Raw genomic sequence first — 25,865 nt, forward strand, 5'->3', positions numbered from 1 at the left:
CGTGCGCTTTCTGCCCGTAAATACCGACGCGCTGCTCGTCGAGCTTGACGACCTGGAACAGACCCTGGCGTTGTTCGCCGCCTTGCAAAGCCGCCCCATTGAAGGCGTGACCGAACTTGTGCCCGCCGCGCGCACCGTGCTGGTGGTGTTCCAGCCCGAGCGGGTGTCACGTGACGCGCTGATCGCCGATATCGGCGCGCGCGACACCTCCAGCCGCGTGGCGCGCGACGGCAAGCTGATCGAGATTCCCGTCCACTACAACGGCGAAGACCTGGACGACGTGGCCCAGCACCTGGGCATCACGCGCGAAGAAGTCGTGCGCCGCCACACGGGCGGCACCTACAGCGTTGCGTTCACCGGCTTTGCGCCCGGCTTCGCCTACCTGAGCGGCGGCGACCCCACGCTGGACGTGCCGCGCCGCAAGACCCCACGCACCCGCATCCCGGCAGGCGCCGTGGCGTTGGCGGGCACCTTCAGCGGCGTGTACCCGCATGCCAGCCCGGGCGGCTGGCAGATCCTGGGCGTGACCCCGTTGGCCATGTGGGACCTGAACCGCGACACGCCGGCGCTGCTGCAACCGGGCTATCGCGTGCGCTTTGTCGACGCGGGCGTGGCGCTGGTATCGGAGACCTCCGCCGCATCGGCGGCATCGTCCGCATCGGCATCGACCGCCGCATCGTCCACATCCACCACGCCGCCCGGCGCCGCCCGCGCCACATCCGCCAGCCCCGCGCTGGAAGTCGTATCGCCGGGTTTGCAAGCCGTGTTCGAAGACCTGGGCCGCCCGGGCCAGGCACGTCAGGGCGTGGCCGCCTCCGGCGCCATGGACCGAGGCGCGCTGCGCGCCGCGAACCGGCTGGTGGGCAACGCGCCCGGCCAGGCCGGCATTGAAATTGTCTACGGCGGTTTCCAGGTGCGCGCTCACGGCCCCTGCGTGCTGGCCGTGACCGGTGCGCGCGGCGACATCACGTTGCGCAACCCCGCCGGCGCAAGCTGGACGGTCCCGGGCTACCAAGCCTTTGCCATGAATGATGGCGACACGCTGACCCTGGGCCAACCCGACGCCGGCATCCGCTACTACCTGGCGGCGCGCGGCGGTTTCGCGGTCGACCCCGTGTTGGGCAGTTGCTCTACCGACACCCTGGCCCGCGTCGGCCCCGAACCGCTGGCAGCCGGTGATCGCATCGGCATCCGGCCAGCCGGGCAGGGCGCCATCGTGGGCGCGGCCGAAACTCCGCCCGACGATCTGCCACGCGCGGACATCGAGGTGGTGCTGGACGTGGTGCTGGGGCCGCGCACCGACTGGTGCGACGCCGACGCGGTGGCGCTGCTGTCGCGCCAGGCCTGGACCGTGACGCCGCAATCCAATCGCGTCGGCATCCGCCTGCAGGGCGATGCCCCGCTGCAACGCGCCAACCATGCCGAACTGCCCAGCGAAGGCACCCGCAAAGGCTCCATCCAGGTGCCCGCCAGCGGCCAGCCCGTGCTGTTCCTGGCCGACCATCCGCTTACCGGCGGCTACCCCGTCATAGGCTCGGTCGCCCCCTGGCATCTGGACCGCGCCGCGCAAATTCCCATCGGCGCGCGCGTGCGCCTGAACCCCATTTCCGACTTCGTTCCGGTTGACGTGCCCGCCGTGCAAGTCACCCCGACCTAACGTGAACCTGCCTGCCATGAAGAAAGTCCTGATTGCCAACCGTGGCGAAATCGCCGTCCGCATCATCCGCGCCTGCGCCGACTACGGCGTCAAATCCGTGGCCGTCTACGCCAACGCCGATTTCGACGCGCTGCACGCGCGTATGGCCGACGAAGCCTATGGCCTGGACGGCGACCGTCCGGCAGATACCTATCTGAACATCGACAAGCTCCTGGACGTGGCGCGCCGCAGTGGCGCGGACGCCGTCCACCCGGGCTACGGCTTTCTGTCGGAAAGCCCCACCTTCGCGCGCGCCGTGATCAACGCCGGCCTGATCTGGATCGGCCCCTCGCCCGACACCATCGAACAACTGGGCGACAAGGTCCAGGCGCGCAAGATTGCGCTGGCGGTGGGCGCGCCCCTGGTGGCCGGCACGGCCGACCCCGTCAGCGGCGCCGAGGACGTGCTGGAATTCGCGCGCGAACACGGCTTGCCCATCGCCATCAAGGCGGCGTTTGGCGGCGGTGGCCGGGGCCTGAAAGTGGTGTGGCGCATGGAAGACGTGGCCGAACTCTATGAGTCGGCCGTGCGTGAAGCCGTTACCGCCTTCGGCCGTGGCGAATGCTATGTCGAACAGTTCCTGGACCGCCCGCGCCACGTCGAAGCGCAGGTATTGGCGGACCAGCACGGCAACGTGGTGGTGTTGGGCACGCGCGATTGCTCGTTGCAACGCCGCAATCAGAAACTGGTGGAAGAAGCGCCCGCGCCTTTCCTTAGCGACGACCAACGCCAGCGCATCCACGCGTCCGCGCGCGACATCTGCGCGCACGCCGGTTATGTCGGCGCCGGCACCGTGGAATTCCTGCTGAGCGCCTCGGGCGCCATCTCGTTCCTGGAGGTCAATACGCGCCTGCAAGTCGAGCACCCCGTCACCGAAGAAACCTGCGGGCTGGACCTGGTGGTGCAGCAATTGCGCATTGCCGACGGCCTGCCGCTGGGCTTCAACGAGGCGCCCGCGCCGCGTTGCCATGCCATTGAATTCCGCATCAACGCCGAAGACGTGGGCCGTGGCTTTCTGCCGTCACCGGGCCGCATCGCCAGCTTTGCCCCGCCGTCCGGCCCAGGGGTGCGAGTGGACAGCGGCGTGGAATCGGGCTCGACCAGTCCGGGCACCTTCGATTCCCTGATGGCCAAGCTGATCGTCACCGGCGCCACCCGCGAACAAGCCATTGCCCGCGCCCGCCGCGCGTTGGCCGAGTTCCGCATCGAAGGCGTGGCGTCGGTGCTGCCGTTTCACCGCGCGGTGTTGGCGCACGACGACTTCCTGGGCGACGCATCGGGCTTCAAGGTGCACACGCGCTGGATCGAAACCGACTTCGCCAATGACCTGGAAGCCGCCGTGCGACCCGAGCCGCTGGGCGCCGTGACGCTGCATCGCACGGCCGTTGAAATCGACGGCCGCCGCGTGTCGCTGGGCCTGCCCGCCGAGCTGCTGCGCGGCCTGCATGCCGCTGGCGCGGCTTCGGTTGACGCCGGCCAGTCCGGCGCCGCCACCGCCAACGCCCAAAGCGTAGCGGCACCCATTGCCGGCACCATCCAGGCCTGGAAAGCCGAGGACGGCGCCACGGTCAAAGAAGGTGATCTGATCGCCACGATGGAAGCCATGAAGATGGAAATGCAGGTGCTGGCGCATCGCAGCGGTGTACTCAAGCACGACGCCCAACCGGGCCAGGCCGTGGCGGCGGGCGCGGCGATCGGGCGGATTGATTAAGCAAGAGACTAAAACAAGGCCCAGGCAAGACCCAGGCAAGACCCAAGCGTTGTAACGCCCAAGCATCCGCTATTGCGGGCCTTCCCAGCCCCCGCCCAAGGCGCGGTAAGACGCAATGGCCGCTCGCGCCGATTCGGTTTGCGCGCGCGCGCTGGCGTCGCGGGTGCGTAGCACGGCACTGTCCGCGTCCAGCACTTCTATCAGGCTGACGATGCCGTTCTGGTAGGCAAGGTAAGCACTTGTCCGTGCCTGTGTCAGCGCTTCTACGCCTTCGGCCAGGTAGCGCGATTGTTGCTCGCGTTTGATCAGGGCCGAGAAGGCGTTCTCCACATCTTCCGAAGCGCGCAGCACGGCCAGCCGGTAGGCCGCCAGCGCTTCGGCGTTGCGCCCGCGGGCGTTTGCGATATCGGCTTCGATGCGGCCGAAGTCGAACAGGCGCCATCGCAGGCCAAGCATGCCTTGCATCTGGTTGGCGCTGTCGTTGAACAGGTTGCCGGATAGGGTGGTGGCGGTGCCGAGCACGGCGCCTAGCGAGAATGTTGGGTAGTACTCGGCGATCGCCGCGCCGATACCGGCGTTGGTAGCGGCAAGCTGGCGTTCGGCCGCGATCAGGTCAGGGCGGCGGCGCAGCAGGTCGGCGGGGGTGCCGGTGTCGGCGATGGCGGGCGGCAAAGGGATCGGCGCGGTGGCGGCCAGCAGGGCGCGATTGCTGCCGGGGGGCTCGCCCAGCAGCACGTCAAGCGCGTTCATGGCGGCCGCGAGCCCGTCTTCCAATACCGGCACGGTGCCGCGCACTTCGGCCAGCGCGCCTTTCGATTGATGTACCTGAAGCTCAGCCGCCAGCCCTTTGTCGAATTGCAGTTGCACGGTGGCAAGCAACTGGCTGCGGGTCTTGACCTGTACACGGGCGATGTGCAGGCGTGTCTGCAAGCCCCGGATCAAGACATAGATGTCGGCGGTCTGGGCCGCCACGGCCAGCCGAGCCGCGGCAACGCCGGCCTCGGCGCCCTGGTAGTTGGCGACGGCGGCTTCGCGTTGGCGTCGTAGGCCGCCGAACAGGTCGATTTCCCAGCCGGCGTTCAAGCCCAATTCGTAATAGTCGCCGTAGCGGTTGTAGTCGGGCGTGGCGTTCAGCAACTGGCCTTGCGGCGTCTCCAGCGACTGGCGCGCACGCGCAGCCTGGCCCGCCACGATGGCGGAAGGCAACAACGCGGCGGTGGCATTGCCCAGACCCGCGCGCGACTGGGCCACGCGCGCCACGGCCTGCGCAATGTCCAGGTTCTGGTCCAGTGCGCGCTCCACCAATTGGGTCAGTATCGGGTCATGAAACCCTTGCCACCAGACCCGTGCATCGGCCACGGCTGGCGCCTGACGCGCCTGGATCGCGGCCTCTCCCATAAAATGCGGGGCGGACGCCGTGTCGGGCTGCTGATAATCGGGGCCGACAGCGCAACCAGCCAGAAGCAAGCTTGAAAGAAACAGCGGCACAGCATGTTTACGGGGCAGCATGGCGGGGTCCTGCAAGACAGGTGAAAGAGAAAGTGGGCGCGTCTACCATCCGTACCAAGGGCTGAGACGCGTCCGTGCATCGAAAAAAGATCACGACTAAATCGCGAATGGTGACTATTGTACGATATGGTCATTAGTCGTCAATCGATATAGCCATAAGGTAGCGTTCCTATGTCCGACTCGTCACAGCAATCTCAAGGCCATCGCGGACCGACCGATCACAGCGTTCGAGACCAGATCGTCCAGGCGGCCAACGGGCACTTCAGCCACTATGGCTACGACAAGACCACGGTGTCCGACCTGGCGCGCGAGATCGGTATTTCCAAGGCCTACATCTACAAGTTCTTCGATTCCAAGCAGGCCATCGGCGAGGCGATCTGCACCAACGTGCTGGGCCAGTTGATGGCTGGCGTGGAGCAAGCCATCGCCCAGGCCGAATCGCCCACCGACCGTTTTCGCCGCTTCTTCCTAAGTGCCGTTCAGCTTTCGGCGGAGTTGTTTTTCCAGGACAGAAAGCTCTATGAAATCGCGGCGCATTCCTCGCTGGAAAAATGGGCATCGGCGCAGGCCTACGAACAGCGAATGCGAGCCATCCTGACCGACATCCTGCGCGAAGGAAGAGAGCAGGGGGAATTCGAGCGCAAGACCCCGCTGGACGAAACCGCGCGGTCGATCCATCTGGTGATGCTGCCGTTCATCAGCCCGCTTTTGCTTCAGTACAACCTGGACCGCTTGCCGGATGCCCCGCGTGAAGTGGCTAGCCTGGTGTTGCGCAGCCTGGCGCCCTGAGCGCGAGGAGTGCCGTTCGATTCGGATAAGGCAAAACCCCATTTAGTGACTATTGACAATAATAGTCATTAGACTCAAACTGCGCGGCAATCCGATTGCCCCAGGGGTGTCTTATGGTTTTCCGTCGTTCTGCCGTCATGGCGATCCCGGCCATCACGGCCGTCTTATTGGCCGGCGTCTTGTCCGGTTGTGGCCCAAACCAGGCCGATGATCCGCGTACCGCCATACCGCTAGTGAGGGTGGCCACGGTCCAGGCGCCTGCGCCCTTGACGCGGGAGTACACCGGGGTGGTGGTGGCGCGGGTGCAGAGCGATCTGGGCTTCCGGGTGAACGGCAAGGTGGCCGAACGTCTGGTCGATACGGGGCAGCAAGTCAAACGCGGCCAGCCGCTGATGCGGCTTGATCCTGTCGACCTGGCGCTGGCGGCGCGGGCGCGTTTGCAGGCCGTGAACGCCGCCCGCGCACGTGCCTCGCAAACGGCGGCCGACGAAAAGCGCTATCGCGTCCTGGTGGGTGCGGGCGCGGTCTCGGCATCGGCCTATGACCAGGCCCGCGCTGCCGCGGATACGGCTCGCGCCGATCTCAACGCGGCGCAGGCGCAGGCCGATGTGGCGCGCAACGAAACCAACTACGCCACGCTTTACGCCGATGCCGATGGCGTTGTCATGGCTACGCTGGCCGAGCCTGGCCAGGTGGTGACGGCGGGGCAGCCGGTGGTGCGGGTGGCGCAGTCCGGTCAGCGCGAGGCCTTGATTGATCTACCCGAAACCGTTCGGCCGGCCTTGGGTTCCACCGGCGTAGCCACGCTGTATGGCGACTCAAGCCAGCCTATTCCGGCGCAATTGCGAGAACTGTCCGACTACGCCGACCCCCGCACGCGCACGTTTGCCGCGCGCTACGTGCTTGACCCCAAGGCTGCCCAAGCCCCGCTGGGCGCGACCATCTCGGTGTCGATTGCGGGCGCGCAGGCCAAGCCGGTGTTCCAGGTGCCCTTGGCGGCGCTACACGATGACGGCCGGGGGCCGGGTGTCTGGGTATTGTCGGGCGCCCCCTCGCTAGTGCGGTGGCGTGCCGTCACGCTGGCGGGCCTGGGGGAAGAGACCGCCGCTGTCAGCGCGGGCCTGGCCCCGGGCGAGCGCTTCGTGGCCCTGGGCGCGCACCTGCTGCATGAGGGCGAGACGGTGCGCGTGGCCGCGCCGCAAGGTCAGCGCGCGCTGGCCGCCAAGGCGGGAGCGGCGCAATGAGCGGGTTCAATATCTCGGCGATCGCGGTGCGCGAGCGCGCCGTCACGCTGTTTCTCATCATCGCGATGTCGGCGGCCGGCATCTTTGCCTTCCTGCAACTGGGGCGGGCGGAAGACCCGAGTTTCACGGTCAAGACATTGACGGTGGTCACCGCCTGGCCCGGCGCCACGGCGCAGGAGATGCAGGACCTGGTGTCCGAACCGCTGGAAAAGCGGATGCAGGAACTGAAGTGGTACGACCGCACCGAAACGTTCACGCGGCCCGGTCTTGCCTTCATGACGGTCACCTTGCAAGACAGCACGCCGCCGTCGCAGGTGCCTGAAGAGTTCTACCAGGCGCGCAAGAAGCTGGGCGACGAAGCCGCCAAGCTGCCCCCTGGCGTGCTGCCCCCGATCGTGAACGATGAGTATGGCGATGTGACCTTCGCGCTCTATGCCTTGAAGGCGCACGGCGAACCGCAGCGCAAGCTGGTGCGCGAAGCCGAAGCACTGCGCCAGCGCCTGCTCAAGGTGCAAGGGGTGAAGAAGGTCAATATCCTGGGTGAGCGCCCCGAGCGCATCTTCGTGGAATTCTCCTACGCGCGGCTGGCCACGCTGGGCGTGTCGCCGGGCGAACTGTTCGCCGCCCTCAACGCCCGCAATCAGGTGACGCCAGCGGGCTCGGTGCAGACACAGGGCCAACAGGTGCAGATCCGCCTGGATGGCGCCATTGACGATCTGGAGCAAATTCGCGCAACGCCCATCGTGGTCGACGGCCGTACCTTGCGCGTGGGCGATGTGGCCGACGTGAAACGCGGCTATGAAGACCCCGCCACGTTTCTGATCCGCAGCCAGGGTGAGCCCGCCTTGATGCTGGGTGTGGTCATGCGCGAAGGCCACAACGGCCTGGAACTGGGTGGGTCGCTTGCCGCCGAGGCCGACGAGATCGCGAAGGATCTGCCGCTGGGCATGACTTTCACCAAGGTCACGGATCAGGCCGTCAACATCGAGGAGGCCTACGACGAGTTCATGCTCAAATTCTTCGTCGCGCTGGTGGTGGTGATTGTGGTGAGCCTGGTCAGCCTGGGTTGGCGCGTAGGCGTGGTGGTGGCGGCCGCCGTGCCGCTGACGCTTGCCGGGGTCTTTGTGATCATGCTTGCCACGGGGCGCGACTTCGATCGCATCACGCTAGGCGCGCTGATCCTGGCGCTGGGGCTGTTGGTGGACGACGCCATCATCGTGATCGAAACCATGGTGGTGAAGATGGAAGAGGGCATGGATCGCATTGGGGCGGCAACCTATGCCTGGGGCCACACGGCGGCTCCCATGCTGGCCGGCACGTTGGTCACCGCCATCGGCCTGATGCCGGTGGGCTTCGCCAAATCCACCGCCGGGGAATATGCCGGCAACATCTTCTGGGTCGTGGCGTTTGCCCTGCTGACGTCCTGGGTGGTGGCCGTGGTGTTCACGCCTTACTTCGGCGTGAAGCTCTTGCCCACGATCAAACCGGTGCAGGGCGGTCATGAAGCCATCTACGGCACCCCCGCTTATCAACGCCTGCGTCGGGGCGTGGTGTGGGCGGTGGCGCACAAGAAGAAGGTCGCGCTCAGCGTGGTCGGCTTGTTCATCCTGTCCTTTGTGGGACTGGGCCAGGTCAAGCAGCAGTTCTTTCCGATATCCGATCGGCCAGAGGTGCTGCTGGAAGTGCAGATGCCAGAGGGTTCCAGTATCGAAAGCACCACCACGGCGGTCACGTCGGTGGAAAAATGGCTGGCCCAGCAACCCGAAGCGAAGCTCGTCACCAGCTATATCGGGCAGGGTGCGCCCCGCTTCTATCTGGCGATGTCGCCGGAGTTGACGGACCCCTCGTTCGCCAAGATCGTGGTGTTGACGAGCAGCGAGAAAGATCGCGACGCGCTCAAGCTGCGCGCGCGCCAGGCGGTGGCCGATCAGCTTGCGCCGCAGGCGCGCGTGCGGGTGTCGCAACTGGTGTTTGGACCATATTCCCCGTTCCCGGTGGCGTTTCGCGTCGCGGGGCCGCAGGAAGAAACCGTGCGCCAGATTGCGCAACAAGTGCGTCAGGTGATGCAGGAAAACCCGTCGATGCGGCAGGTGAACACCGATTGGGGCGAACGCGCGCCCACGCTGCATTTCGTGCTTGACCAGGACCGGCTGCGCGCCATCGGCCTGAGCTCCGCCGACGCAGCGCAGCAGTTGCAATTTCTGCTGACTGGCATCACCGTGACGCAGGTGCGTGAAGACATCCGCTCGGTGGAAGTGGTGGCGCGCAGCGCCGGGGAGCAACGCCTGGATCCGGCCGAGATCGGCGCGTTCACGCTGGTGGGATCGTCGGGCCAACGAGTGCCGCTGGATCAGATCGGTCATACCGAGGTGCGGATGGAAAACCCCATCCAGCGCCGTCGCGACCGCGAGGTCACGATCACCGTGCGCGGCGACGTCGCCGAAGGCGTGCAGCCGCCGGACGTCTCCAAGCAGATCCTGCCCAAGCTGCAACCCACCATCGCCGCGCTGCCGGCCGGCTACCGCATCGTGGCGGCCGCCGACCTGGAAGAAGCGGGCAAGGCCAACGCGGCGCTGGCAGCGGTGTTTCCGCTGATGTTCATCCTGATGCTGGTGGTGATCATCTTCCAGGTGCGGTCGATGTCAGCGATGACCATGGTCGTGCTGACCGCGCCGTTGGCGCTGGTGGGGGTGGTGCCGACGCTGCTGCTGTTCAACCAGCCGTTCGGGTTCAACGCCATCCTGGGCATGATTGGGCTGGCCGGCATCATCATGCGCAACACCCTGATCCTGATGGGCCAGATCCATACCAACGAAGAGGAAGGCCTGACGCCTTTCCACGCCGTGGTGGAAGCCACGGTGCAGCGTGCCCGGCCGGTGATCCTGACGTCGCTGGCAGCCGTGCTGGCGTTCATTCCCCTGACTTTTTCGGTGTTCTGGGGCTCGCTGGCCTACACCCTGATCGGCGGCACCATTGGCGGCACGATATTGACGCTGGTATTCCTGCCGGCCTTGTACGCCATCTGGTTCCGCATCAACCCGAAGCAAACGCCGGCCGTGGAAGAACCCCAGGCGGCCGGCGCCTTGCATCACCTACACCGCTGATACGTTACCCGCCGACCCGCCCTTGGCGGCGTCCGGCGGCACCGTCACGATGGATGTCAACGACGGGTCCGCCGGCTTCAGCGCCGCCAGGTTCGGTCGCGGGCGTTGCAGTTCGGCATTGCCCGCAAACGCCTGTTCCATGCCTAGCGCCGCCTGCAGCACCTCGCGGTCGCCTCGGAAGCGCCCCACGATCTGCATGCCGAAGGGCATGCCCAGATGGTCGCTGCCGCAAGGCAGGGTCAGGGCAGGGTGGGTGGTCAGCGTGATCACATACGTAAGCGCCAGCCAGCGGTAGTAGTTTTCCTGGCGGCGGCCGTTGATGGACTCGGCATACAACTGCGTCCACGGGAACGGCGAGACCGGCGTGGTGGGCGACAGGATCAGGTCGTAGTCGTCGAAGGCGCGCTGGAAACGCTTGATCAGCCGCGTCTGCTCGGCCTGCGCCCAGGCGCAATCCTTCAGGCTCATGGCCGCGCCCATTTCGAAGTTGGCGCGGCTGTTGGGGCCCAGGCTGCTGGGGTCTTTCTCGTAGGCGTCGCGCATGCCGGCCACGAAGGCCTCGGCGCGCAGCACGTCAAAGCAGCGGTGGGCGTCGCCAAAGTCCAGGTCGATGGGATCACAGGCGGCGAACAGGTGGCGCATGGCCGCGATCTTGGCGCGGAAGGTGGCGCGGATGCCGTCGTCCACATCGCACACCCCGAAATCTTCGGTATAGGCCACGCGCAGGCGGCCCAGGTCGGCGGTGCCGGGGGTCAGGAATTGCAGCGGGTCCAGCGGGTAGCTGAGCGGGTCGCCGGCGTCGGGGCCGGCGCTGGCCGCCATTTGCAGGCAGGCGTCGGCCACCGTGCGGCCCATCGGGCCCACCACCGAGATCGGCGTCCAGCCCAGCAGCTTGCGCACGCTGGGCACCACGCCAGGCGATGGCCGAAAGCCCACCACACCACACTTGGACGCCGGAATGCGCAACGAGCCGCCGGTGTCAGACCCGGTGCAGAGCGGGAACATGTCGGTGGCCAGCGCGGCGGCCGAACCGCCCGAGGACCCGCCCGCATTCAGGTTGGGGTTGAACGGGTTGCCGGTGGCGCCCCACACGGTGTTGCGCGAATTGGCGCCCGCGCCCATCTCGGGCACGTTGGTCTTGGCGGCCACGATGGCGCCGGCGCGGCGCAGGCGCGCCACCAGCGTCACGTCTTCGGTCGGCACGTGGTCACGGTAGATCTGTGAACCAAAGGTCGTGAGCAAGCCAGCGGTGGGTTCCAGGTCTTTCACGCCCAGCGGCAGGCCGTGCAAAAGGCCCAGCGTGTCGCCCGCCATCACCGCCTGTTCGGCGGCGCGCGCTTCGGCGCGGGCCCGCTCGAACGCGGTGGCGGTCACGGCGTTGATGTAGGGGTTGACGGCCTCGACGCGCGCAATGCACGCCTCCAGCAATTCCACGGGCGAGAGTTGGCGCGCCCCGATCAGGCGCCGCAACTCCACCGCGGACAAGGTGACGAGCGTATCGTCCAGTGCCATGAAAGCTTCCTTTAATCGATCTTGATGTTGGCGCGCTGCGCAACGTCGCGCATCTGCGGCAGTTCCTTCTGGATCAGCGCTTCGCCGTCGGCGGCGCTGGAGAAGGCCGCTTCAAACCCCTGCGCTTCCAGGCTCTTGCGCACGTCCGCCGAACCGACCGTGGCGCGCAGGGCGGTTTCAAGTTTAGTCTTCACGTCGGCGGGCAGGCCGCGCGGGGCGGCGATCATCAGCCAAGTGTCCATGGCCACCGACGGGTAACCCTGTTCGGCAAAGGTCGGCACGTCGGGCAGGAAGCTGGACCGGGCGGGGGCCGACACGGCCAGCACGCGCACCTTGCCTTGCTTGCTTTGCGGCAGCGCGGCCGCCACGGTGTCGACGGAGAACGGAATCTGGCCGCCGATCAGGTCGGTCATGGCGGGAGCACTGCCCTTGTAGGGCACGTGGATCATCTTGATGTCGGCGGCCGACAGGAAGGCTTCGCCGACAAAGTGCGCGGTGGTGCCAGCGCCAAACGAGCCATAGGCAGGCGGTTCATTGCTGCGTTCCTTGGTGTAGGCCACCAGTTCCTTCAGGTTCTTGACCGGCACCTCGGGGTTGGCCAACAGCGCCAGCCCGGTACGGCCCACGATGCCGATCGGCTCGAAGCTCTTGACCGGGTCGTAGGGCAGCTTTTTCTGAATGGCGGGGTTGACCGTGAAGGTGGTGCCGGAGCTGACCAGCAAGGTGTAGCCGTCAGGCGCGGCCTTGGCCACGAAGCCGGCGCCGATTGCGGTGCCCGCGCCCGCGCGGTTTTCCACCACGATGGTCTGGCCCAGTTCCTGGCCCAGTTTTTGTGCGATGACGCGACCCAGCACGTCGGTGGCGCCACCGGGCGGGAAGGGCACCACCAGGGTGACGGGGCGCGTCGGGTAGGCGTTCTGCGCGCTGGCCACGGCGGGCACGGCGAAAGCGCCGGCCAAGGCGACGGAAAGGGCAATCAAGGAAGTCTTCATGATCATGCTCGACAAGAGTGGTGGAGGGAGGGCGCGTCGGTCGGCGCCTGGGGGGTTGCCGCGAGTCCATGCCCGCGGTTCAGAAATCGGTCGTACTCTTCGGCCGGCACGAACAGCCCGCCGGTGGTCCAGGCCAGATGCGTGGCGTGCGGCATGTGCGCCAGCAGCTTGCGTTGGCGCAGCCATTGCTGGCCCGCGATGCTGCCCAGCAACAGGCGCGGCCCGGAAAAGCCCGCGGCGGCCGACGGCTCGATGCGCAAGCCTTCGCTGTCATGCAAGCGCGCCAGGTCGGCATGAAGCGTGTCGTCAGCCACCGTGTAGACGCCTGCCAGCAACCGGCCGACGGCCTCGTATGCCAGTTCAGAGGCGCGCGGCACGGCCAGGCCATCAGCCTCGGTCTGGTTGGTCAGGCCGATGTCGTAGACGGACGGCGGCACCGGCACGCCGGGCAATTCCCCATTGCCGGCCATCATGCGCAGCAGAAAGCAGGGCGACTGCACCGGCTCGGCAAAGAAGCAGTGCACATGCGCGCCGAAAAGCAGCGACAGCCCGAAGGCAATGCCGCCCGGCGCGCCGCCCACTCCGCACGGCAGGTACACAAACAGCGGATGCTCGGCGTCCACCACGATGCCGGCCTGCGCAAGCTGGTCACGCAGCGCCAGGGCGGCGGCCGCATAGCCCAGAAAGAGCGAGGCCGAGCGTTCGTCGTCAACAAAGTAACCGTGCGGATCGGCCTCGACCTGGCGGCGGCCGGCCGCCACGGCTTTTTCGTAATCGCCCTGATGCTCGACCACTTCGACACCCCGGGCACGCAGGCGCGCCTTCTTCCATTCCTTGGCGTCCGAGGACATGTGCACGGCGGCACGAAACCCCAATGCCGAGGCGATCACGCCAATAGACAGGCCCAGGTTGCCGGTCGAGCCCACGGCCACCTGGTATTGCGCAAAGCAAGCGCGCGCCTCTGGCGTGCCTAGCTTGCTGTAGTCGTCGCCGGGCGCGATCAAGCCGCGTTCCAGCGCGAGTTTCTCGGTGAATTCCAGCACTTCATGAATGCCGCCACGCGCCTTGATCGAACCGGCCACGGGCAGCGCGTGATCGGCCTTTAACCACAAGCGCCCCGATGTCGCCGGCAAGCCCAGCGCCTGTTGCATCGCGGCGGCTTCCAGCAGCGGCGATTCAATCACACCGGCCGACGCTTCCAGTTCCGGAAACAATTGCGCCAGCAACGGAGCAAACCGCGCAAAGCGGTCGTGCGCGGCTTGCACGTCGGCCAGGCTGAACGGCGCGGCGGCCAGAGCGCGGGCGCCCGCCGCGGCCTTGCCGGAACGGGTCCACAACGTGGGCCGCGCGGCGCGCAGGGCTTGCAAGGACAAAGAGGAAACAGCAGCGTGGGACGGGGGCATGAATACGGTTGCAAAATGAAAAACGTCATCGAACGGTCACATCCTAGGCGGGGCCTTAGCGTTGCGGCAATATGCGTTGTTAGAATTGTTCGTTGCGCTTAACGCAAACCAAGGGGAAACCCGATGAACGTGCAAGTCCTGCAAGAAATGGCCGTTCGCTACTTCCTGGAAGTGGCGCGCTGCGGCTCTGTCAGTGTGGCGGCCGAAAAGCTGGACGTGGCGCCATCGGCGGTCAGCCGCCAGATTGCAAGGCTGGAACGCGAGCTGGGCACCTTGCTGTTCGAGCGCCGATCGCGCGGCATGACCCTGAACGCCGCCGGCGAATTGCTGGCCGCCCACGCCAAGCGCGCGCAGCAGGACGTGGAGCGCGTCTCCGGTGAAATCATGGGCCTGCGCGGCCTGCGCCAGGGCCTGGTGCGCGTCGTCTGCACCGAAGGCTTCGTGCACGACGTGGTACCGGCCGCCATCGCGGAATTCCGCAAGCAATACGCGGGTATCCGCTTTACGCTGGAGGTCTGTTCGCAGCGCGAAGTGCCGGCGCGGGTGCGCGATGGCGCGGCCGACATCGGCATCACCCTGGGCCTGACCTCGCACCGCGACATGCAAGTGGAGCTGCGCATGCCCGCGCCCGTGCGCGCGGTAGTGGCCGCCGACCATCCGCTGGCGTGCCGCGCCGACGTATCGCTGGCGCAATTGATGGCCTATCCGCTGGCGCTGCCCGACGCCGATTCCACCTTGCGGCAATTGATCGACATCAGTTGCAGCCGCCAGCAATTGCAGTGCGAACCGGTGTTCTCCAGCCGCAGCGTTGACGCGCTGGTGGCCTTTGCCGGGGCAGGTGGCGGCGTGGCGTTCTGTGGCGAACTGGCCATCCGCTATCGGCTACGCGGCAAGCTGGTGGTGGCGGTGCCGCTGCGCGACCGCGAAATGAACGAACGCCATTTTGAAGTGCAGACCCTGGCCGGGCGCGTGCTGCCGGAAGCGGTCAAGGCGTTTATCGCCAGCTTGCGCACGCAGTTGGATGCGGAATGACCCTATAGGAACAAGCAGCGCCAGGCGTATGATTTCAGCCAGAGGACCCGCACCGGCCTGACGGCGGGCAGCCAGCCCGCGCGCCAGCTTTGCCTATCACGGCTTCGCATCGTTCCATCCGCTTTCCATGCGCCGGAGCGAAAAGGCGTCGCGCCATGCACCATCTGCTGCTTGCTGCCTGCTTTCGGTCACCGACGGGTGATCACGATTTCCAGGTATTCGCTGGGCACCACCACCGTCGAGTCGCCAGAGCGATTGAACCGGTCTATTTGTGCCAGCAGATCGCTTTCCAGAGCGGCCTGCGCGGCCGGTTCCAGCATGGAAAATGCCTTGAGGACCGGGCCGTAATAGTTTCTGAAGACCTGCACGAAATGCGCCGGCGAGAGATAGCGGAACACGAAGTGCCGCGCTTCCACCTGGATCGCCGAGGCATGCGCGCCAAACATCTCGTCGATGCGTGCGCGGGTGCCCCACAGCGCCGGCGATTTCACGCCGGCCGGTGGCGGCACATGCTTGCCGATGGTCTTGAAAAGCTGTCCCACGAAGCTCTCCGGCGTCCAGTTGGCCAAGCCGATCTTGCCGCCCGGCCGGCACACCCGCACCAGTTCAGCGGCCGCCTTGTCCTGGTCGGCCGTGAACATCACGCCGAAGGTGGACAGCACGGCGTCAAAGCTGCCGGTCGGGAAAGGCAGGGCTTCGGCATCGGCCTCCTGGAATTCGATCTTCAGCCGTTCAGCGGCGGCGCGTTCGCGCGCGCGGCTCAGCAGCGTCGGCACATAGTCGGTCGACACCACCTCGCACCAACGCCGTGCGGCGGCCAGCGACGCGTTGCCGTTACCGGCCGCCACATCAAGGACTTTCTGCCCGGCGCGCACATCAAGGGATTCGCACAGTTGCTCGCCCACGATCTGAAGCGTGGTGCCGACAACGGCATAGTCACCGGAAGACCAGGTGGCTTGCTGGCGGGTCTTCACGGCGGCAAGGCTGGGCGGGGCGGAAGTTGGCGCGTCGGCAACGGCGGCAATATCGGATGCGGACATGGTCTGTCTCCATCAAGGTTGGGAAAAAGCGTCGGCGAACATCGCCGGCACGGCGCCGATGCGCGGGCAGGGGCCCAACAAGGGCTTGCGTGTACGGTGCGATCGGCACTCAACCGTAGAGCGGTCACGTGGAGGCAAGCGTGGTAGCGGGCGTGGAATCCGAGGCCGCGGGCGGGGAGGGGTTTCCCGAGGATGGTGGCGCCATTCGTATTCAACTGCTGGGGCCGACAACGATCAGCCGGGCGGGTGCGGTGTTGCCGTTGCCGCCCTCCCGCAAGCTGCGTGCGCTGGTGGCCTACCTGGCGCTGGCCTCGCACCCGGTTTCCCGCGCGCATTTGTGTGAACTGCTCTGGGACATTCCGAACGATCCGCGTGGCGAGCTGCGCTGGTGCCTCAGCAAGGCAAGAACCTTGCTGGACGATCCCGGCCACTCCCGCGTTCAGGCGGCGCAAGACAGCGTCACGCTGGACCTGCGCGATTGCCGTGTGGATGTCGTCGACATCGAACAGGCGATGCGACAGGGCATCAACCACGTCGGTACGGAACGGCTGCGCATGCTGGCGGCGCTGTTTGTCGGAGATTTCCTGGAGGGGTTGCAGATCCGATCCTGCCCGATGTTCGATAGCTGGCTGGTGGCGCAACGGCGGCGGTTCAGAGCCTGCCAGGCGGCGGTGCTGGAACACCTGGCCGTGACGCTGCCCGACGGATCCGAAGAGCGTTACGACAGCCTGGACAAGTGGCTGCGGCTTGCGCCGTTCGACCGGCACGCGCACGTGCGGATGCTGCAATCGCTGCACGCGCGTCAGCAACTGCGCGAAGGCGAAGAACACCTGGCCGCCGCAGTTCGGGCGTTTGAAGACGAAGGGCTGGATTGGCGTCCGTTGCGGGATGCATGGCGGCAGTTACGGCTGGCGCCGGCCGATTTTCTTCAGTCGCCCAATTCACCCGCGCCGCCCGAGCCCCCTGACCCGGCAGCAGCGCCCCACATCACAACGCTCGCGGCGGCGCCAGAAGCCGGCCAAGGCCAAACCCGGCGCGCGTCGATCGCGGTCATGCCTTTCGCGGATGCATCGGCGCGCAACGGGGTGCGGGGAGGGCTGGGCGATGGCTTGGCCTACGACATCATCACCCGCCTGGCCAAGCTGCGCAGCCTGTTCGTCATTGCGCAGGGCACGGTGTTCGCCCTGGACCAACGCAGCGTGGGGCCGGAAGAGGCCGGCCGGACGTTGAACGTGGACTTCGTGGTCAGCGGCTTGTTGCGCCGGCACGCCAGGCGGATCATCGTTGACGTGGCGCTTGTCCAAGCCCGGACTGCCCGCATCGTGTGGGCGGAAACCTTCGACCATGCGCTGGACGACGCCTTCGTGGCGCTGGACGACATAGGCAACCGGATCGTTGCCTCGGTGGAAATCGAAGTGGAATCCGCCGAGCGCGATCGCGCCATCCTCACGCCACCCAATTCGCTGGACGCCTGGTCGGCGCATCATCGCGGCCTGTGGCACATGTACCGCTTCAACCAAGCTGACAACGCGCAGGCAAGACGTTTCTTTCAGATGGCGGTGCGGCTGGACCCGACGTATTCCCGCGCGTACGCCGGGCTGTCGTTCACGCATTGGCAGGACGCTTTTCAACGCTGGGGCGAGCAGAACCCGGCTATGGAGCTGGCGTACCAAGCCGCAAGCCAGAGCTTGACCGCCGACGACCGCGACCCCGCCGCGCATTGGGCCATGGGGCGGGCGTTGTGGCTGCGCGGCAGCCAGGAGCCATCGCTGGCGGAATTGCAGCGCGCGGTGGACCTGAGCCCGAATTTTGCGCTGGGGCACTACACCCTGGGCTTCGTGCATTGCCAGTCGGGCGACGCGCAGGCGGCGATCGGGTCGTCCGATCATTCACGCCATCTGAGCCCCTTCGACCCCTTGCTGTTCGGCATGCTGGCCGTGCGCGCGCTGGCGCTGGTGCGCTTGGGGCGCGTTGAGGAAGCCGCTGACTGGGCAGTAAAGGCAGCCATGCGGCCCAACGCCCACCTGCACATTCTGGCGATTGCCGCGCATTGTCTGGCGCTGGCTGACAGGTTGGACGAGGCGCTGGGGTTTGTGGCCTTGATTCATCAGGCAAATCCGGCGTACCGGGTGGCGGATCTTCTGAATGCGTTCCGGCTGACGGTGGATGCGGAGGGCTTGTTCAGGGTCGCGGCTGGGCGGATTGGGTTGGGCTGAGGCGCCAGCGCCGCAAGGCGGATGTCATCAAAGTGAACGAAAACCGTTACTAGACTCAATAGATAATGGTTATCATTGCCGTTCCCTGGCGGCCAAGTCGGGTTGAAACTTTGGAGATCCACCCATGTCCAGCACCGACGCGACCGTGCACCGTCGAACGGAGACGCTATACGCCGAACACCATACGTGGCTGGCGGGATGGCTGCGCCACCGGATGGGAGGCGAGGACGTGGCCGCCGACCTGGCGCACGACACCTTCCTGCGCGTACTGACGGCCAGGGAAGCGCCCACGCTGCTGGAACCCCGCGCCTTTCTGGCCACCATCGCGCGCCGTCTGCTGGCCAACCACTATCGGCGCGAGAGCATCGAAAGGGCCTACCTGGAGACGCTGGCGACCCTGCCCGAGGCGCAATGTCCCAGCCCCGAAGACCGCAAGCTGGTGCTGGAAACGCTGTGCGCCATTGACCGGGCGCTTGAGACCCTGCCGGCCAAGGCGCGGGAAGCCTTCTTGCTGTCACAACTGGAAGGCCTGAAATATGACGACATCGCCGCGCGCCTGGGCGTCACGACGCGGACCGTGGGTAACTATATGGTGCGCGCGGTGCAGGTGTGCTTTTTTGCCCAGGAGCAGCCGACGTGAGCCGGCAGGCGGCGGCCATGGCCATGTATGCGGGCGGCATGCCGCTGGCGCCCCGCGTGGCGGAAGAGGCGTCGCGCTGGTACGTGCTGTTCATGTCCGGGATGGCGACCGACGAGGACAAGCGCGCCTGGCGCGACTGGTGCCAGGCGGATCCCGACCATGAACGGGCGTGGGCCCACCTGGCGCGCGCTGATGCTCGAATGCGGGATCTTGCGGGCAAGCCTGCGTATGAAGCCCTGTCGATGGACCGCCGCCAGAAGGGAAGGCGCCGCGTGCTGATCACCGCCGCCTTCATGGCCGGCTGTATCGGGCCCGCGCTGTGGGCCGCCGATCGGAACCGCTGGCTGCGCCTGTCGCCCGATTACGCGACCGGCGTGGGCGAGCGGCGCGACGTCACCCTGGCCGACGGCAGCAAGATCACACTGAATACCGATACGGCCATTGACGTGCGCTTTGAAGGCGGCCAGCGGATCGTCCGCTTGCGCCGGGGTGAAATCCTGGTCGAAACCGGCCATGCCGCCGCTTACGCCGCCATGCGGTTCCGGGTGGCGACGCCGCTGGGATCGGTGCAAGCGCTGGGCACGCGGTTTTCGGCGCGCCTGGATGCGGATTCCGTGCGCGTCGCCTTGTTCGAGGGCGCGGTGCGCATCATGCCGGATCAGGCCGCTGGCGCCGGCCTGGTGCTGGACGCCGGCCAGACCGCGCGCCAGACGGCGGCGCGGGTGACCGCTACCGGGCCGGTGGCCGCCAGCGATACCGCCTGGCTGCGCGGCGAGATCGCGGCGGACAACATGCCGCTGTCACAGTTCCTGGCCGAACTCAGCCGTTATCGGCCCGGCGTGATTTCCTGTGACGAGCGCGCGGGCCGGCTTCGCATTTCGGGGCTGTTCCCGCTGGCCGACACGGACCGGGTACTGGCGGCGTTGGGCCGTATGTTGCCGGTGCGGATCAGCCGGCACACGTCCTACTGGGTGCGGGTCTCGGCCTCCCGGTAAGCGCCGGCCGGCTGCCTATCGCCCGTCGCAAAAAATATTTCATGAAAACCTTTCCGGTTCTGGTTTTTGGCGTGTCCTCTTTATTGAACAGGACCGACATTCAACGCATCGACATCGGACATCATGGCCAGGCAGACAGGCAGCGGCACGCGCATTGCCCGGCCCCCCAGGGGGCGGGGCGTGCGTGCGCTTGTCACGATGCTGCTGCTGGCGCTGGCCGCGCTGCTGGGGCAGAAAGCCGTTGCGCTGGATGGCACTGCCGCGCGGGCGAACGTCAGTCTGCGCTACGACGTGCCCGCCGGACCGCTTGTGGCAGTGTTGCAGCAGATCGCCAGCCAGGCGGGCGTGCTGCTGTATTTCGATCCGTCACTGACGCGCGATCTCACTAGCAATGGCCTGACCGGCCGTTACACGGTCGAGCAAGCATTTGCCCAGGTGCTGGCCAGCTACGGGCTGGAAGTGCACCAGGACACGCCGGGCGCCTACCAGGTCAGAAGCGTGGGCTGGACGCCGTCGGTCACCTGGATGCCGCCGACCTTGGTTGAAGGCGCGACCGTTGGCGTTGGCGGTTTTGTGGCGCGGGTGGCGGACGTGGGCACCAAGACCGCGACGCCCATCATCCGTGTGCCGCAATCCGTGTCGGTGGTGACCGGACAAGAGATGCAGGCCCGCTACGCGCGCACGGTCACGCAGGCCTTGCAATACACCCCCGGCGTGCAGGTCAACAACTTCGGGAGCAACGAGGTTCGCAATGACTGGCTGGTGCTGCGGGGATTCGACGCCAAGCTGACGGGCGATTACCGCGACGGCCTGAGCCAGATGCCCTATGACCAGATTCGTGCGCGCATGCCCGCGTACGCGCTGGAAAGCATCGAGGTGCTGCGGGGGCCGTCCTCGGCCCTGTACGGGCAGGTAGCGCCGGGCGGCATCGTGAACCGCGTAACCAAGCGTCCGACCGCCACCGTCCTGCGCGAAGTGGCGGTCCAGGCGGGGTCGTTCGACAACAAGCAGGCGTTCCTGGATCTGGGCGGCCCGGTCAACGAGGCCGGCAACGCCGCCTATCGCTTGACCGCGACGGCTCGTGAGGCCGGCACGCAAGACAAGTACGACGACGACCACCGCTACCGCGACGACCTTGCCTACGTGGCGCCGGCGTGGCGCTGGCGCGATGCGGACACGTCAGTGACGTTGCTCACGCATTTCCAGCGCGACCGCAACGACGGCGAATCGCGCACCTACTACCCCACGCACACGCTGGTCGGCGATTACGCCTATGACCGCAACGAACGCGACTTCGCCAGCGTGGGCTACCTGTTCGAGCATCGGCTGAACAATACGTGGTCGTTGCGGCAGAACGCGCGTTATCAGCGCGGCGACATGAACTTGCGCAACCTGTATCCGCTGGCGCTGGCCGCTGACGGGCGCACGCTTTCCCGCATGCAGCTGCAAGCGCGCGAGCGCGCCGATGGCGTGGCGGTGGATACGCAGCTCGAAGGCCGGCTCGAAGGGGCAGGGCTGACGCACACCTTGCTGGCGGGCGTGGACTATCGCAGGCTGGCGGGCTCACAGAATTACCGGCAGGCGCTGGCGCCGGCGCTGGACATTGATGACCCCGTCTACAACCAGCCGATCAACGCGCTGGACGCCAGCCATACGGTGCTGGATGTGCGGCAGGTCAGCACGCAATGGGGGCTGTACGCGCAGGACCAGATTCAGGCCGGGGCCTGGACACTGACCCTGGGGGCTCGGCACGACCGCTACGTTGACGATACCGACGACCGGCTGGCTGGCGGCAGCCAACGTACCAGCGATCAGGCGCTTACGTGGCGCAGCGGCCTGTCCTACGCCTTCGCATCGGGCGTGGCGCCCTACGTCAGCTACGCGACGGGCTTCGTGCCGCAGGCGGGCGCAGCCTTCGATGGCTCGTCCTTCACGCCGGCCAGATCGGATCAGGTCGAACTAGGCGTCAAGTTCCAGCCTGCGAATTCGCAAAACCTTTACACCGTCGCCCTGTTCAACCTGAACCAGCGCAACGGGCTGACCGCGGACCCCGACCCGGCCCACGCGGGTTTCAGCGTGCAGTCGGGCCGTCTGCGGTCGCGCGGGGTGGAGCTGGAGGCCAAGCTCAGCCAGGGCAACGGCTGGGATCTGGTCGCCGCCTACACCTACAACGTCGTAACCAACGTCTCCAGCAATGACGGCGGGGCGGCCGGCAAGACGCCCATCGTCACGCCGCGCCACATGGCCGCGTTGTGGCTGGGGCATCGTTTCTCCGAAGGCGCCTTGTCCGGCTGGAATGCCGGCTTGGGCGTGCGCTATATCGGCCCGACCTATGTGGACGTGGCCAACACGATGAAGAACAGCGGCGCCGCCGTGTTCGACGCATCGCTGGCCTACGACACCGGCGCCTGGCGCTTCTCGGTCGACGCCATGAACCTGCTGAATAAAGAAACCGTGGTCTGTCGCAACGACCGCGTCAATTGCCGTTATGGCGTCGAGCGCACGGTGCTCGCGGCCGTCGCGTACCGCTATTGAATCAGGAGAGACATCATGTCCAACACAGCATCCATCAGGGACGAGCTGGCGGCCCTGTATCAGGTTCATCGACGTAAATTGCTGCACACCGCCACGCGCATTCTTGGCTCGCGGGACCTGGCCGATGACGTGGTCCAAGACACCTATCTGAAGCTGCTCGAAGGCCCGTCGCCCAAAGACGTGCGAGAGCCGGTGGCCTATCTGTTCCAGACCGTCCGCCATCTGTCGATCGACTATCACCGGCGGCGCGCGCTGGAATCGCGCCTGTTCGCGGGCCAGGAAGACGGGCAGTACGCGGTGTCGGAATCGGTGGCGGAAGATGCGGCGGTCAGCCATCAGGCGTTGGCGCTGGCCGCGCAGGCCCTGGCCACGATGTCGGCGCGCACCCGCCGCGCGTTCGAGCTGCATCGCTTTGAAGGCTGCACCCAGCGCGACGCGGCGCGCGAGCTGGGCGTGTCGACCACGCTGGTGAACTTCATGATCCGCGATGCGGACGTGGCGCTTAATTCCTGCCGCGAGTATCTGCTGCCCGGTTGAGGCGCATCGCGTTGCCGGTTGCGGTTTGCCGGGCCGGCATCGCCCGGACATCGTGAAACGCTTAAATTCCGGGCCTTCCTATTCGTCAATGTAAATAAGAGTCAATTCCGTCTTCAAGGCGGCATTGATGCACCTAGTCTCGTCTGGAGATGGATCGCTATGAGTTGTTTTGATCGTGATGACGCCGTGCTGCGCGTGTTGGTGAATGACGAAGATCAGTACTCGTTGTGGCCGGATTTCAAGGCAACGCCGCCGGGCTGGCGCGACACGGGCACCAAGGGCGACAAGCAAACCTGCCTGGCGTTCGTTGAACGTGTGTGGACGGATATGCGGCCCGCATCGTTGCGCCGCTTCATGGATGAACAGGCGCCGACGACTCCGCAATGACCACGCCCACCGTCACCCTGCTGTGTCTGCCGTGCGCAGGCGCCAGCGCCACGATGTATCTGCGCTGGCGGCGGGCGTTGCCCGCCTGGCTGCGCGTGGTTCCCGTGGAGCTTCCCGGGCGGGGCGAACGGTACGCACACGCCCATGCCACGGACCTGGATACGTTGGCCGCGCAGCTGTGCGATCGGCATGACGCCGACCTGCAAGGGCACTTTGTGCTGTTCGGTCACAGCATGGGCGCGCTGCTGGCTTACCGCATGGCGTCGTGGCTGCGTCGGCAGGGTCGCCACTTACCGGCTCTGTTGATCGCGTCGGCCAGCCCGGCCCCCGCGCTGCGCGATCCGGCACGCTTCGATGGCCTGGATCACGACGACGCGCTGATCGCCGACATGCGCAAGCAGGGCGGCACGCCCGAAGCGGTGTACGCCGATACCGAACTGCTGCGCCTGGCGCTGGACACGCTGGCGGCCGACTACCGCCTGTGCAAATTTCATTGCTACGCGCCGCAGCCCCCTTTGCCGTTTCCCATCGCGGTGTTCGCCGGGCGCGAAGACGACATCACGCCCGCGCAGGTGACGGGCTGGCGTGCCGAGACGTCGCGCGATTGCACCGAAACGTGGTTCGACGGTGGTCACTTCTTTATCCGGCATCAAGAGCCCGCCGTGCTGGCGGCCCTACGGGACGTACTGGCGGGCCTGGACTGCAATGCAAGCCAACATGCAAGCGCTCTACCTGCCTGAACGCGTACCCGCCGACGTCGAGGTCTGGCGCATTGCGCTGGCGGACGGCGACGAGCCCGTCTCCACGCACGGGCTATCGGCTGATGAGGTCCTGCGCATGCGGCGTTTTCGCCAGGCCGACGACGCCCGGCGCTTTGCCACCACGCGTCGAACGCTGCGCGAACTGCTGGCGCGGCGGCTGGACGTGGACGCGCTGGCGCTGGTCTTCGCGCGCGGCCTGCATGGCAAGCCAACGCTGGGTGCCGCGCAGCGCGGCGCCTGGGAATTCAGCGTGTCGCATTCTGGGCAGGCGGCCATGGTGGCGCTGTCGAATCAGCGCGCCGTGGGCGTGGACATTGAATGGTCGCGGCCGTGCCTGGACGTGCAGGCCATTGCGCCGGTCTGCCTGACAGCGGCTGAACGCGAACGCGTCGTGGATGCCGCCAGCTTCTATCGCCACTGGGTGAGCAAGGAAGCCGTACTCAAGGCGCTGGGGCTAGGCATCGGCCTGCACATGCAGCAACTGACCGTGACGCCCGCCGCCAACGGCGATTACGGCTTGCGGCACTGCCTGCCCGTTGCCGACGGCGATGGCGCCATCTTGGCCTGTGCGTTGCCGGCGCCCGCCGGCTACCTGGCGGCGCTGGCCTGGCTGGACGATCAGGGCGGCAGGCCGGCGGCCAGCGGGCGTGGAGTTGGCCAGCCTTTCTGACGCCGCCTTTCGCACCAGGGCCGTCGGGCGCCATGGGCGCCCAATTACTGTGGGAAAAGAGCAATGGAACGATTCGAGCGTATAGCACCGGCAGGCAGCGAATTGCCCCTGCTGTTGACGCCGGCCAGCGCCGGCGAACCCGTCATGATGGCGTTGGCGCGCCTGCGTGCCCAGATCGACACGGCATTGATCACGGTGGGGGGGTCTTGCTGCGCGGCTTCGACGTGCCGTCGGTGGATGCGTTCAAAAGCTTCGCCGCGGCGTTCGGACACGACCTGCTGAGCTATGAATTTGCGTCGACGCCGCGTAGCGCCGTGTCCTCGGGCGTATACACCAGCACCGAGTATCCGGCGCATCAGCACATCCCCCTGCATAACGAACAGGCCTACACACGCGACTGGCCGATGAAGATCTGGTTCCATTGCGTCAAGGCCGCGCCACAGGGCGGCGAGACCCCGATCGCCGACAGCCGCAACATCTATCGCCGCATGCCCGCCGCCATCCGCGAGCGCTTCGCGGCAGGCTTGCTGTACGTGCGCAACTACGGCGATTTTGATTTGCCCTGGCAAGACGTGTTCAACACCAACGAGCCGTCGCGGGTAGAGGCGTTCTGCCGCCAAAGCGGCATCGAATGGGAATGGCTGGACGACGGCGCCTTGCGCACGCGCCAACTGTGCCAGGGCGTGGAACATCATCCGCTGACGGGCGAAGCCGTGTGGTTCAACCAGGCGCATCTCTTTCATGCATCGGGTTTGCAGCCCGAGGTGCGCGAGTCGCTCGAAGACATCCTGGGCGTGGAGAACCTGCCGCGCAACGTCTACTACGCCGATGGCCGGCCCATCCCCGACGAGGTCTTTGACGAGGTGCGCGCTGTGCTGGCCGACGAGACCGTCACGTTCGGTTGGCAGGATGGCGACGTCATGATGCTGGACAACATGCTGGTCGCGCATGCCCGCACCCCGTTTTCCGGCCCGCGCAAGGTGGTGGTCGCGATGGCCGAACCCCACGGCAACCGATCCAAATCCGGGTCCGCATTCGGGGCCACATCCGGGTCCGGCGCAAGCTCCCAGCCCCTGGACTGCCTGGCGTAGA

At 66.5% G+C, this 25,865-nt stretch carries 19 protein-coding genes and 1 pseudogene; 15 read left to right on the forward strand and 5 right to left on the reverse strand.

What is annotated here, in order from left to right:
* Window position 1 precedes the first annotated feature (1 nt).
* Complete coding sequence (gene pxpB / locus ELS24_RS14685) at window positions 2-1,657, forward strand: 5-oxoprolinase subunit PxpB (protein ID WP_127184552.1); 1,656 nt, start codon at window positions 2-4, stop codon at window positions 1,655-1,657.
* Between the two features lie 16 nt (window positions 1,658-1,673).
* Window positions 1,674-3,407 (forward strand): acetyl/propionyl/methylcrotonyl-CoA carboxylase subunit alpha, encoded by a 1,734-nt coding sequence (locus tag ELS24_RS14690; protein WP_127184553.1) that lies wholly within the window; start codon window positions 1,674-1,676, stop codon window positions 3,405-3,407.
* A gap of 69 nt (window positions 3,408-3,476) precedes the next feature.
* Here the strand turns inward: ELS24_RS14690 and ELS24_RS14695 are convergent, their stop codons facing one another.
* On the reverse strand, window positions 3,477-4,916 hold the full coding sequence (locus tag ELS24_RS14695; RefSeq protein WP_127184554.1) for an efflux transporter outer membrane subunit: 1,440 nt from the start codon (window positions 4,914-4,916) through the stop codon (window positions 3,477-3,479).
* Between the two features lie 171 nt (window positions 4,917-5,087).
* Here ELS24_RS14695 and ELS24_RS14700 point away from each other — a divergent pair, with 171 nt between their 5' ends.
* From ELS24_RS14700 to ELS24_RS14710, 3 genes are all read left to right on the forward strand, one after another.
* Window positions 5,088-5,705 carry a TetR/AcrR family transcriptional regulator gene (locus ELS24_RS14700; RefSeq protein ID WP_127184555.1) on the forward strand — a complete coding sequence of 206 codons (618 nt, stop codon included), beginning with the start codon at window positions 5,088-5,090 and terminating at the stop codon, window positions 5,703-5,705.
* A gap of 113 nt (window positions 5,706-5,818) precedes the next feature.
* Window positions 5,819-6,949 carry an efflux RND transporter periplasmic adaptor subunit gene (locus ELS24_RS14705; RefSeq protein WP_127184556.1) on the forward strand — a complete coding sequence of 377 codons (1,131 nt, stop codon included), beginning with the start codon at window positions 5,819-5,821 and terminating at the stop codon, window positions 6,947-6,949.
* Window positions 6,946-10,053, forward strand: a complete 3,108-nt coding sequence (locus ELS24_RS14710; protein ID WP_127184557.1) for an efflux RND transporter permease subunit — start codon at window positions 6,946-6,948, stop codon at window positions 10,051-10,053. Before ELS24_RS14705 ends, ELS24_RS14710 begins: the two co-directional genes overlap by 4 nt.
* On the opposite strand, the gene ELS24_RS14715 is transcribed toward ELS24_RS14710, so the two are convergent.
* The 3 genes from ELS24_RS14715 to ELS24_RS14725 are packed head-to-tail and all read right to left on the reverse strand — an operon-like array spanning window position 10,042 to window position 13,960.
* The gene (locus tag ELS24_RS14715; RefSeq protein ID WP_127184558.1) at window positions 10,042-11,565 is read right to left on the reverse strand and encodes an amidase; all 1,524 of its coding nucleotides are present in this window, start codon (window positions 11,563-11,565) and stop codon (window positions 10,042-10,044) included. The two genes, ELS24_RS14710 and ELS24_RS14715, sit on opposite strands and share 12 nt — an antisense overlap.
* An 11-nt stretch (window positions 11,566-11,576) precedes the next feature.
* Entirely contained in the window at window positions 11,577-12,563 is a 987-nt protein-coding gene (locus ELS24_RS14720; protein ID WP_127184559.1) for a Bug family tripartite tricarboxylate transporter substrate binding protein, read from the reverse strand.
* Entirely contained in the window at window positions 12,560-13,960 is a 1,401-nt protein-coding gene (locus tag ELS24_RS14725) for a D-serine ammonia-lyase (RefSeq protein WP_127184560.1), read from the reverse strand. Before ELS24_RS14725 ends, ELS24_RS14720 begins: the two co-directional genes overlap by 4 nt.
* A 123-nt stretch (window positions 13,961-14,083) precedes the next feature.
* Between ELS24_RS14725 and ELS24_RS14730 the strand changes: the two genes are divergently transcribed.
* Window positions 14,084-14,992 (forward strand): LysR family transcriptional regulator, encoded by a 909-nt coding sequence (locus ELS24_RS14730; RefSeq protein WP_050444833.1) that lies wholly within the window; start codon window positions 14,084-14,086, stop codon window positions 14,990-14,992.
* 188 nt (window positions 14,993-15,180) lie between these two features.
* On the opposite strand, the gene ELS24_RS14735 is transcribed toward ELS24_RS14730, so the two are convergent.
* On the reverse strand, window positions 15,181-16,032 hold the full coding sequence (locus tag ELS24_RS14735) for a class I SAM-dependent methyltransferase (protein WP_127184561.1): 852 nt from the start codon (window positions 16,030-16,032) through the stop codon (window positions 15,181-15,183).
* 128 nt (window positions 16,033-16,160) lie between these two features.
* On the opposite strand from ELS24_RS14735, the gene ELS24_RS14740 reads away from it, so the two are divergent.
* From ELS24_RS14740 to ELS24_RS14780, 9 genes and pseudogenes are all read left to right on the forward strand, one after another.
* Entirely contained in the window at window positions 16,161-18,248 is a 2,088-nt protein-coding gene (locus ELS24_RS14740) for a transcriptional regulator (RefSeq protein ID WP_127184562.1), read from the forward strand.
* A gap of 124 nt (window positions 18,249-18,372) precedes the next feature.
* Window positions 18,373-18,888 carry a sigma-70 family RNA polymerase sigma factor gene (locus ELS24_RS14745; RefSeq protein ID WP_050444831.1) on the forward strand — a complete coding sequence of 172 codons (516 nt, stop codon included), beginning with the start codon at window positions 18,373-18,375 and terminating at the stop codon, window positions 18,886-18,888.
* On the forward strand, window positions 18,885-19,883 hold the full coding sequence (locus ELS24_RS14750; RefSeq protein WP_127184563.1) for a FecR domain-containing protein: 999 nt from the start codon (window positions 18,885-18,887) through the stop codon (window positions 19,881-19,883). The genes ELS24_RS14745 and ELS24_RS14750 overlap by 4 nt, the downstream gene beginning before the upstream one ends.
* A 180-nt stretch (window positions 19,884-20,063) precedes the next feature.
* Window positions 20,064-22,418, forward strand: a complete 2,355-nt coding sequence (locus tag ELS24_RS14755; RefSeq protein ID WP_240669524.1) for a TonB-dependent siderophore receptor — start codon at window positions 20,064-20,066, stop codon at window positions 22,416-22,418.
* A gap of 15 nt (window positions 22,419-22,433) precedes the next feature.
* Window positions 22,434-22,955, forward strand: a complete 522-nt coding sequence (locus ELS24_RS14760) for a sigma-70 family RNA polymerase sigma factor (RefSeq protein WP_127184564.1) — start codon at window positions 22,434-22,436, stop codon at window positions 22,953-22,955.
* A 159-nt stretch (window positions 22,956-23,114) separates the two neighbouring features.
* The gene (locus tag ELS24_RS14765) at window positions 23,115-23,342 is read left to right on the forward strand and encodes an MbtH family protein (protein ID WP_050444828.1); all 228 of its coding nucleotides are present in this window, start codon (window positions 23,115-23,117) and stop codon (window positions 23,340-23,342) included.
* Window positions 23,339-24,082, forward strand: coding sequence for a thioesterase II family protein (locus tag ELS24_RS14770; RefSeq protein ID WP_127184565.1), 744 nt, complete (start codon window positions 23,339-23,341; stop codon window positions 24,080-24,082). The genes ELS24_RS14765 and ELS24_RS14770 overlap by 4 nt, the downstream gene beginning before the upstream one ends.
* Window positions 24,060-24,773, forward strand: coding sequence for a 4'-phosphopantetheinyl transferase family protein (locus ELS24_RS14775; RefSeq protein WP_205736976.1), 714 nt, complete (start codon window positions 24,060-24,062; stop codon window positions 24,771-24,773). The genes ELS24_RS14770 and ELS24_RS14775 overlap by 23 nt, the downstream gene beginning before the upstream one ends.
* Window positions 24,774-24,836: 63 nt before the next feature.
* Window positions 24,837-25,786, forward strand: a pseudogene (locus tag ELS24_RS14780) (TauD/TfdA family dioxygenase); the annotation flags it as partial.
* Window positions 25,787-25,865: the final 79 nt, after the last annotated feature.

The organism is Achromobacter spanius, from assembly GCF_003994415.1.
GTDB classification, from domain to species: Bacteria; Pseudomonadota; Gammaproteobacteria; order Burkholderiales; family Burkholderiaceae_B; genus Achromobacter; species Achromobacter spanius_C.

Bases quoted from the DNA above. Each gene is read 5' to 3' on its own strand.
- ELS24_RS14725 (WP_127184560.1), bottom strand. From the start codon at position 13,960: ATGCCCCCGTCCCACGCTGCTGTTTCCTCTTTGTCCTTGCAAGCCCTG.
- ELS24_RS14770 (WP_127184565.1), top strand. From the start codon at position 23,339: ATGACCACGCCCACCGTCACCCTGCTGTGTCTGCCGTGCGCAGGCGCC.
- ELS24_RS14735 (WP_127184561.1), bottom strand. From the start codon at position 16,032: ATGTCCGCATCCGATATTGCCGCCGTTGCCGACGCGCCAACTTCCGCC.
- ELS24_RS14710 (WP_127184557.1), top strand. From the start codon at position 6,946: ATGAGCGGGTTCAATATCTCGGCGATCGCGGTGCGCGAGCGCGCCGTC.
- ELS24_RS14705 (WP_127184556.1), top strand. From the start codon at position 5,819: ATGGTTTTCCGTCGTTCTGCCGTCATGGCGATCCCGGCCATCACGGCC.
- ELS24_RS14760 (WP_127184564.1), top strand. From the start codon at position 22,434: ATGTCCAACACAGCATCCATCAGGGACGAGCTGGCGGCCCTGTATCAG.
- ELS24_RS14730 (WP_050444833.1), top strand. From the start codon at position 14,084: ATGAACGTGCAAGTCCTGCAAGAAATGGCCGTTCGCTACTTCCTGGAA.
- ELS24_RS14775 (WP_205736976.1), top strand. From the start codon at position 24,060: ATGCAAGCGCTCTACCTGCCTGAACGCGTACCCGCCGACGTCGAGGTC.
- ELS24_RS14715 (WP_127184558.1), bottom strand. From the start codon at position 11,565: ATGGCACTGGACGATACGCTCGTCACCTTGTCCGCGGTGGAGTTGCGG.
- ELS24_RS14695 (WP_127184554.1), bottom strand. From the start codon at position 4,916: ATGCTGCCCCGTAAACATGCTGTGCCGCTGTTTCTTTCAAGCTTGCTT.
- ELS24_RS14765 (WP_050444828.1), top strand. From the start codon at position 23,115: ATGAGTTGTTTTGATCGTGATGACGCCGTGCTGCGCGTGTTGGTGAAT.
- ELS24_RS14745 (WP_050444831.1), top strand. From the start codon at position 18,373: ATGTCCAGCACCGACGCGACCGTGCACCGTCGAACGGAGACGCTATAC.
- ELS24_RS14720 (WP_127184559.1), bottom strand. From the start codon at position 12,563: ATGATCATGAAGACTTCCTTGATTGCCCTTTCCGTCGCCTTGGCCGGC.
- ELS24_RS14700 (WP_127184555.1), top strand. From the start codon at position 5,088: ATGTCCGACTCGTCACAGCAATCTCAAGGCCATCGCGGACCGACCGAT.
- ELS24_RS14690 (WP_127184553.1), top strand. From the start codon at position 1,674: ATGAAGAAAGTCCTGATTGCCAACCGTGGCGAAATCGCCGTCCGCATC.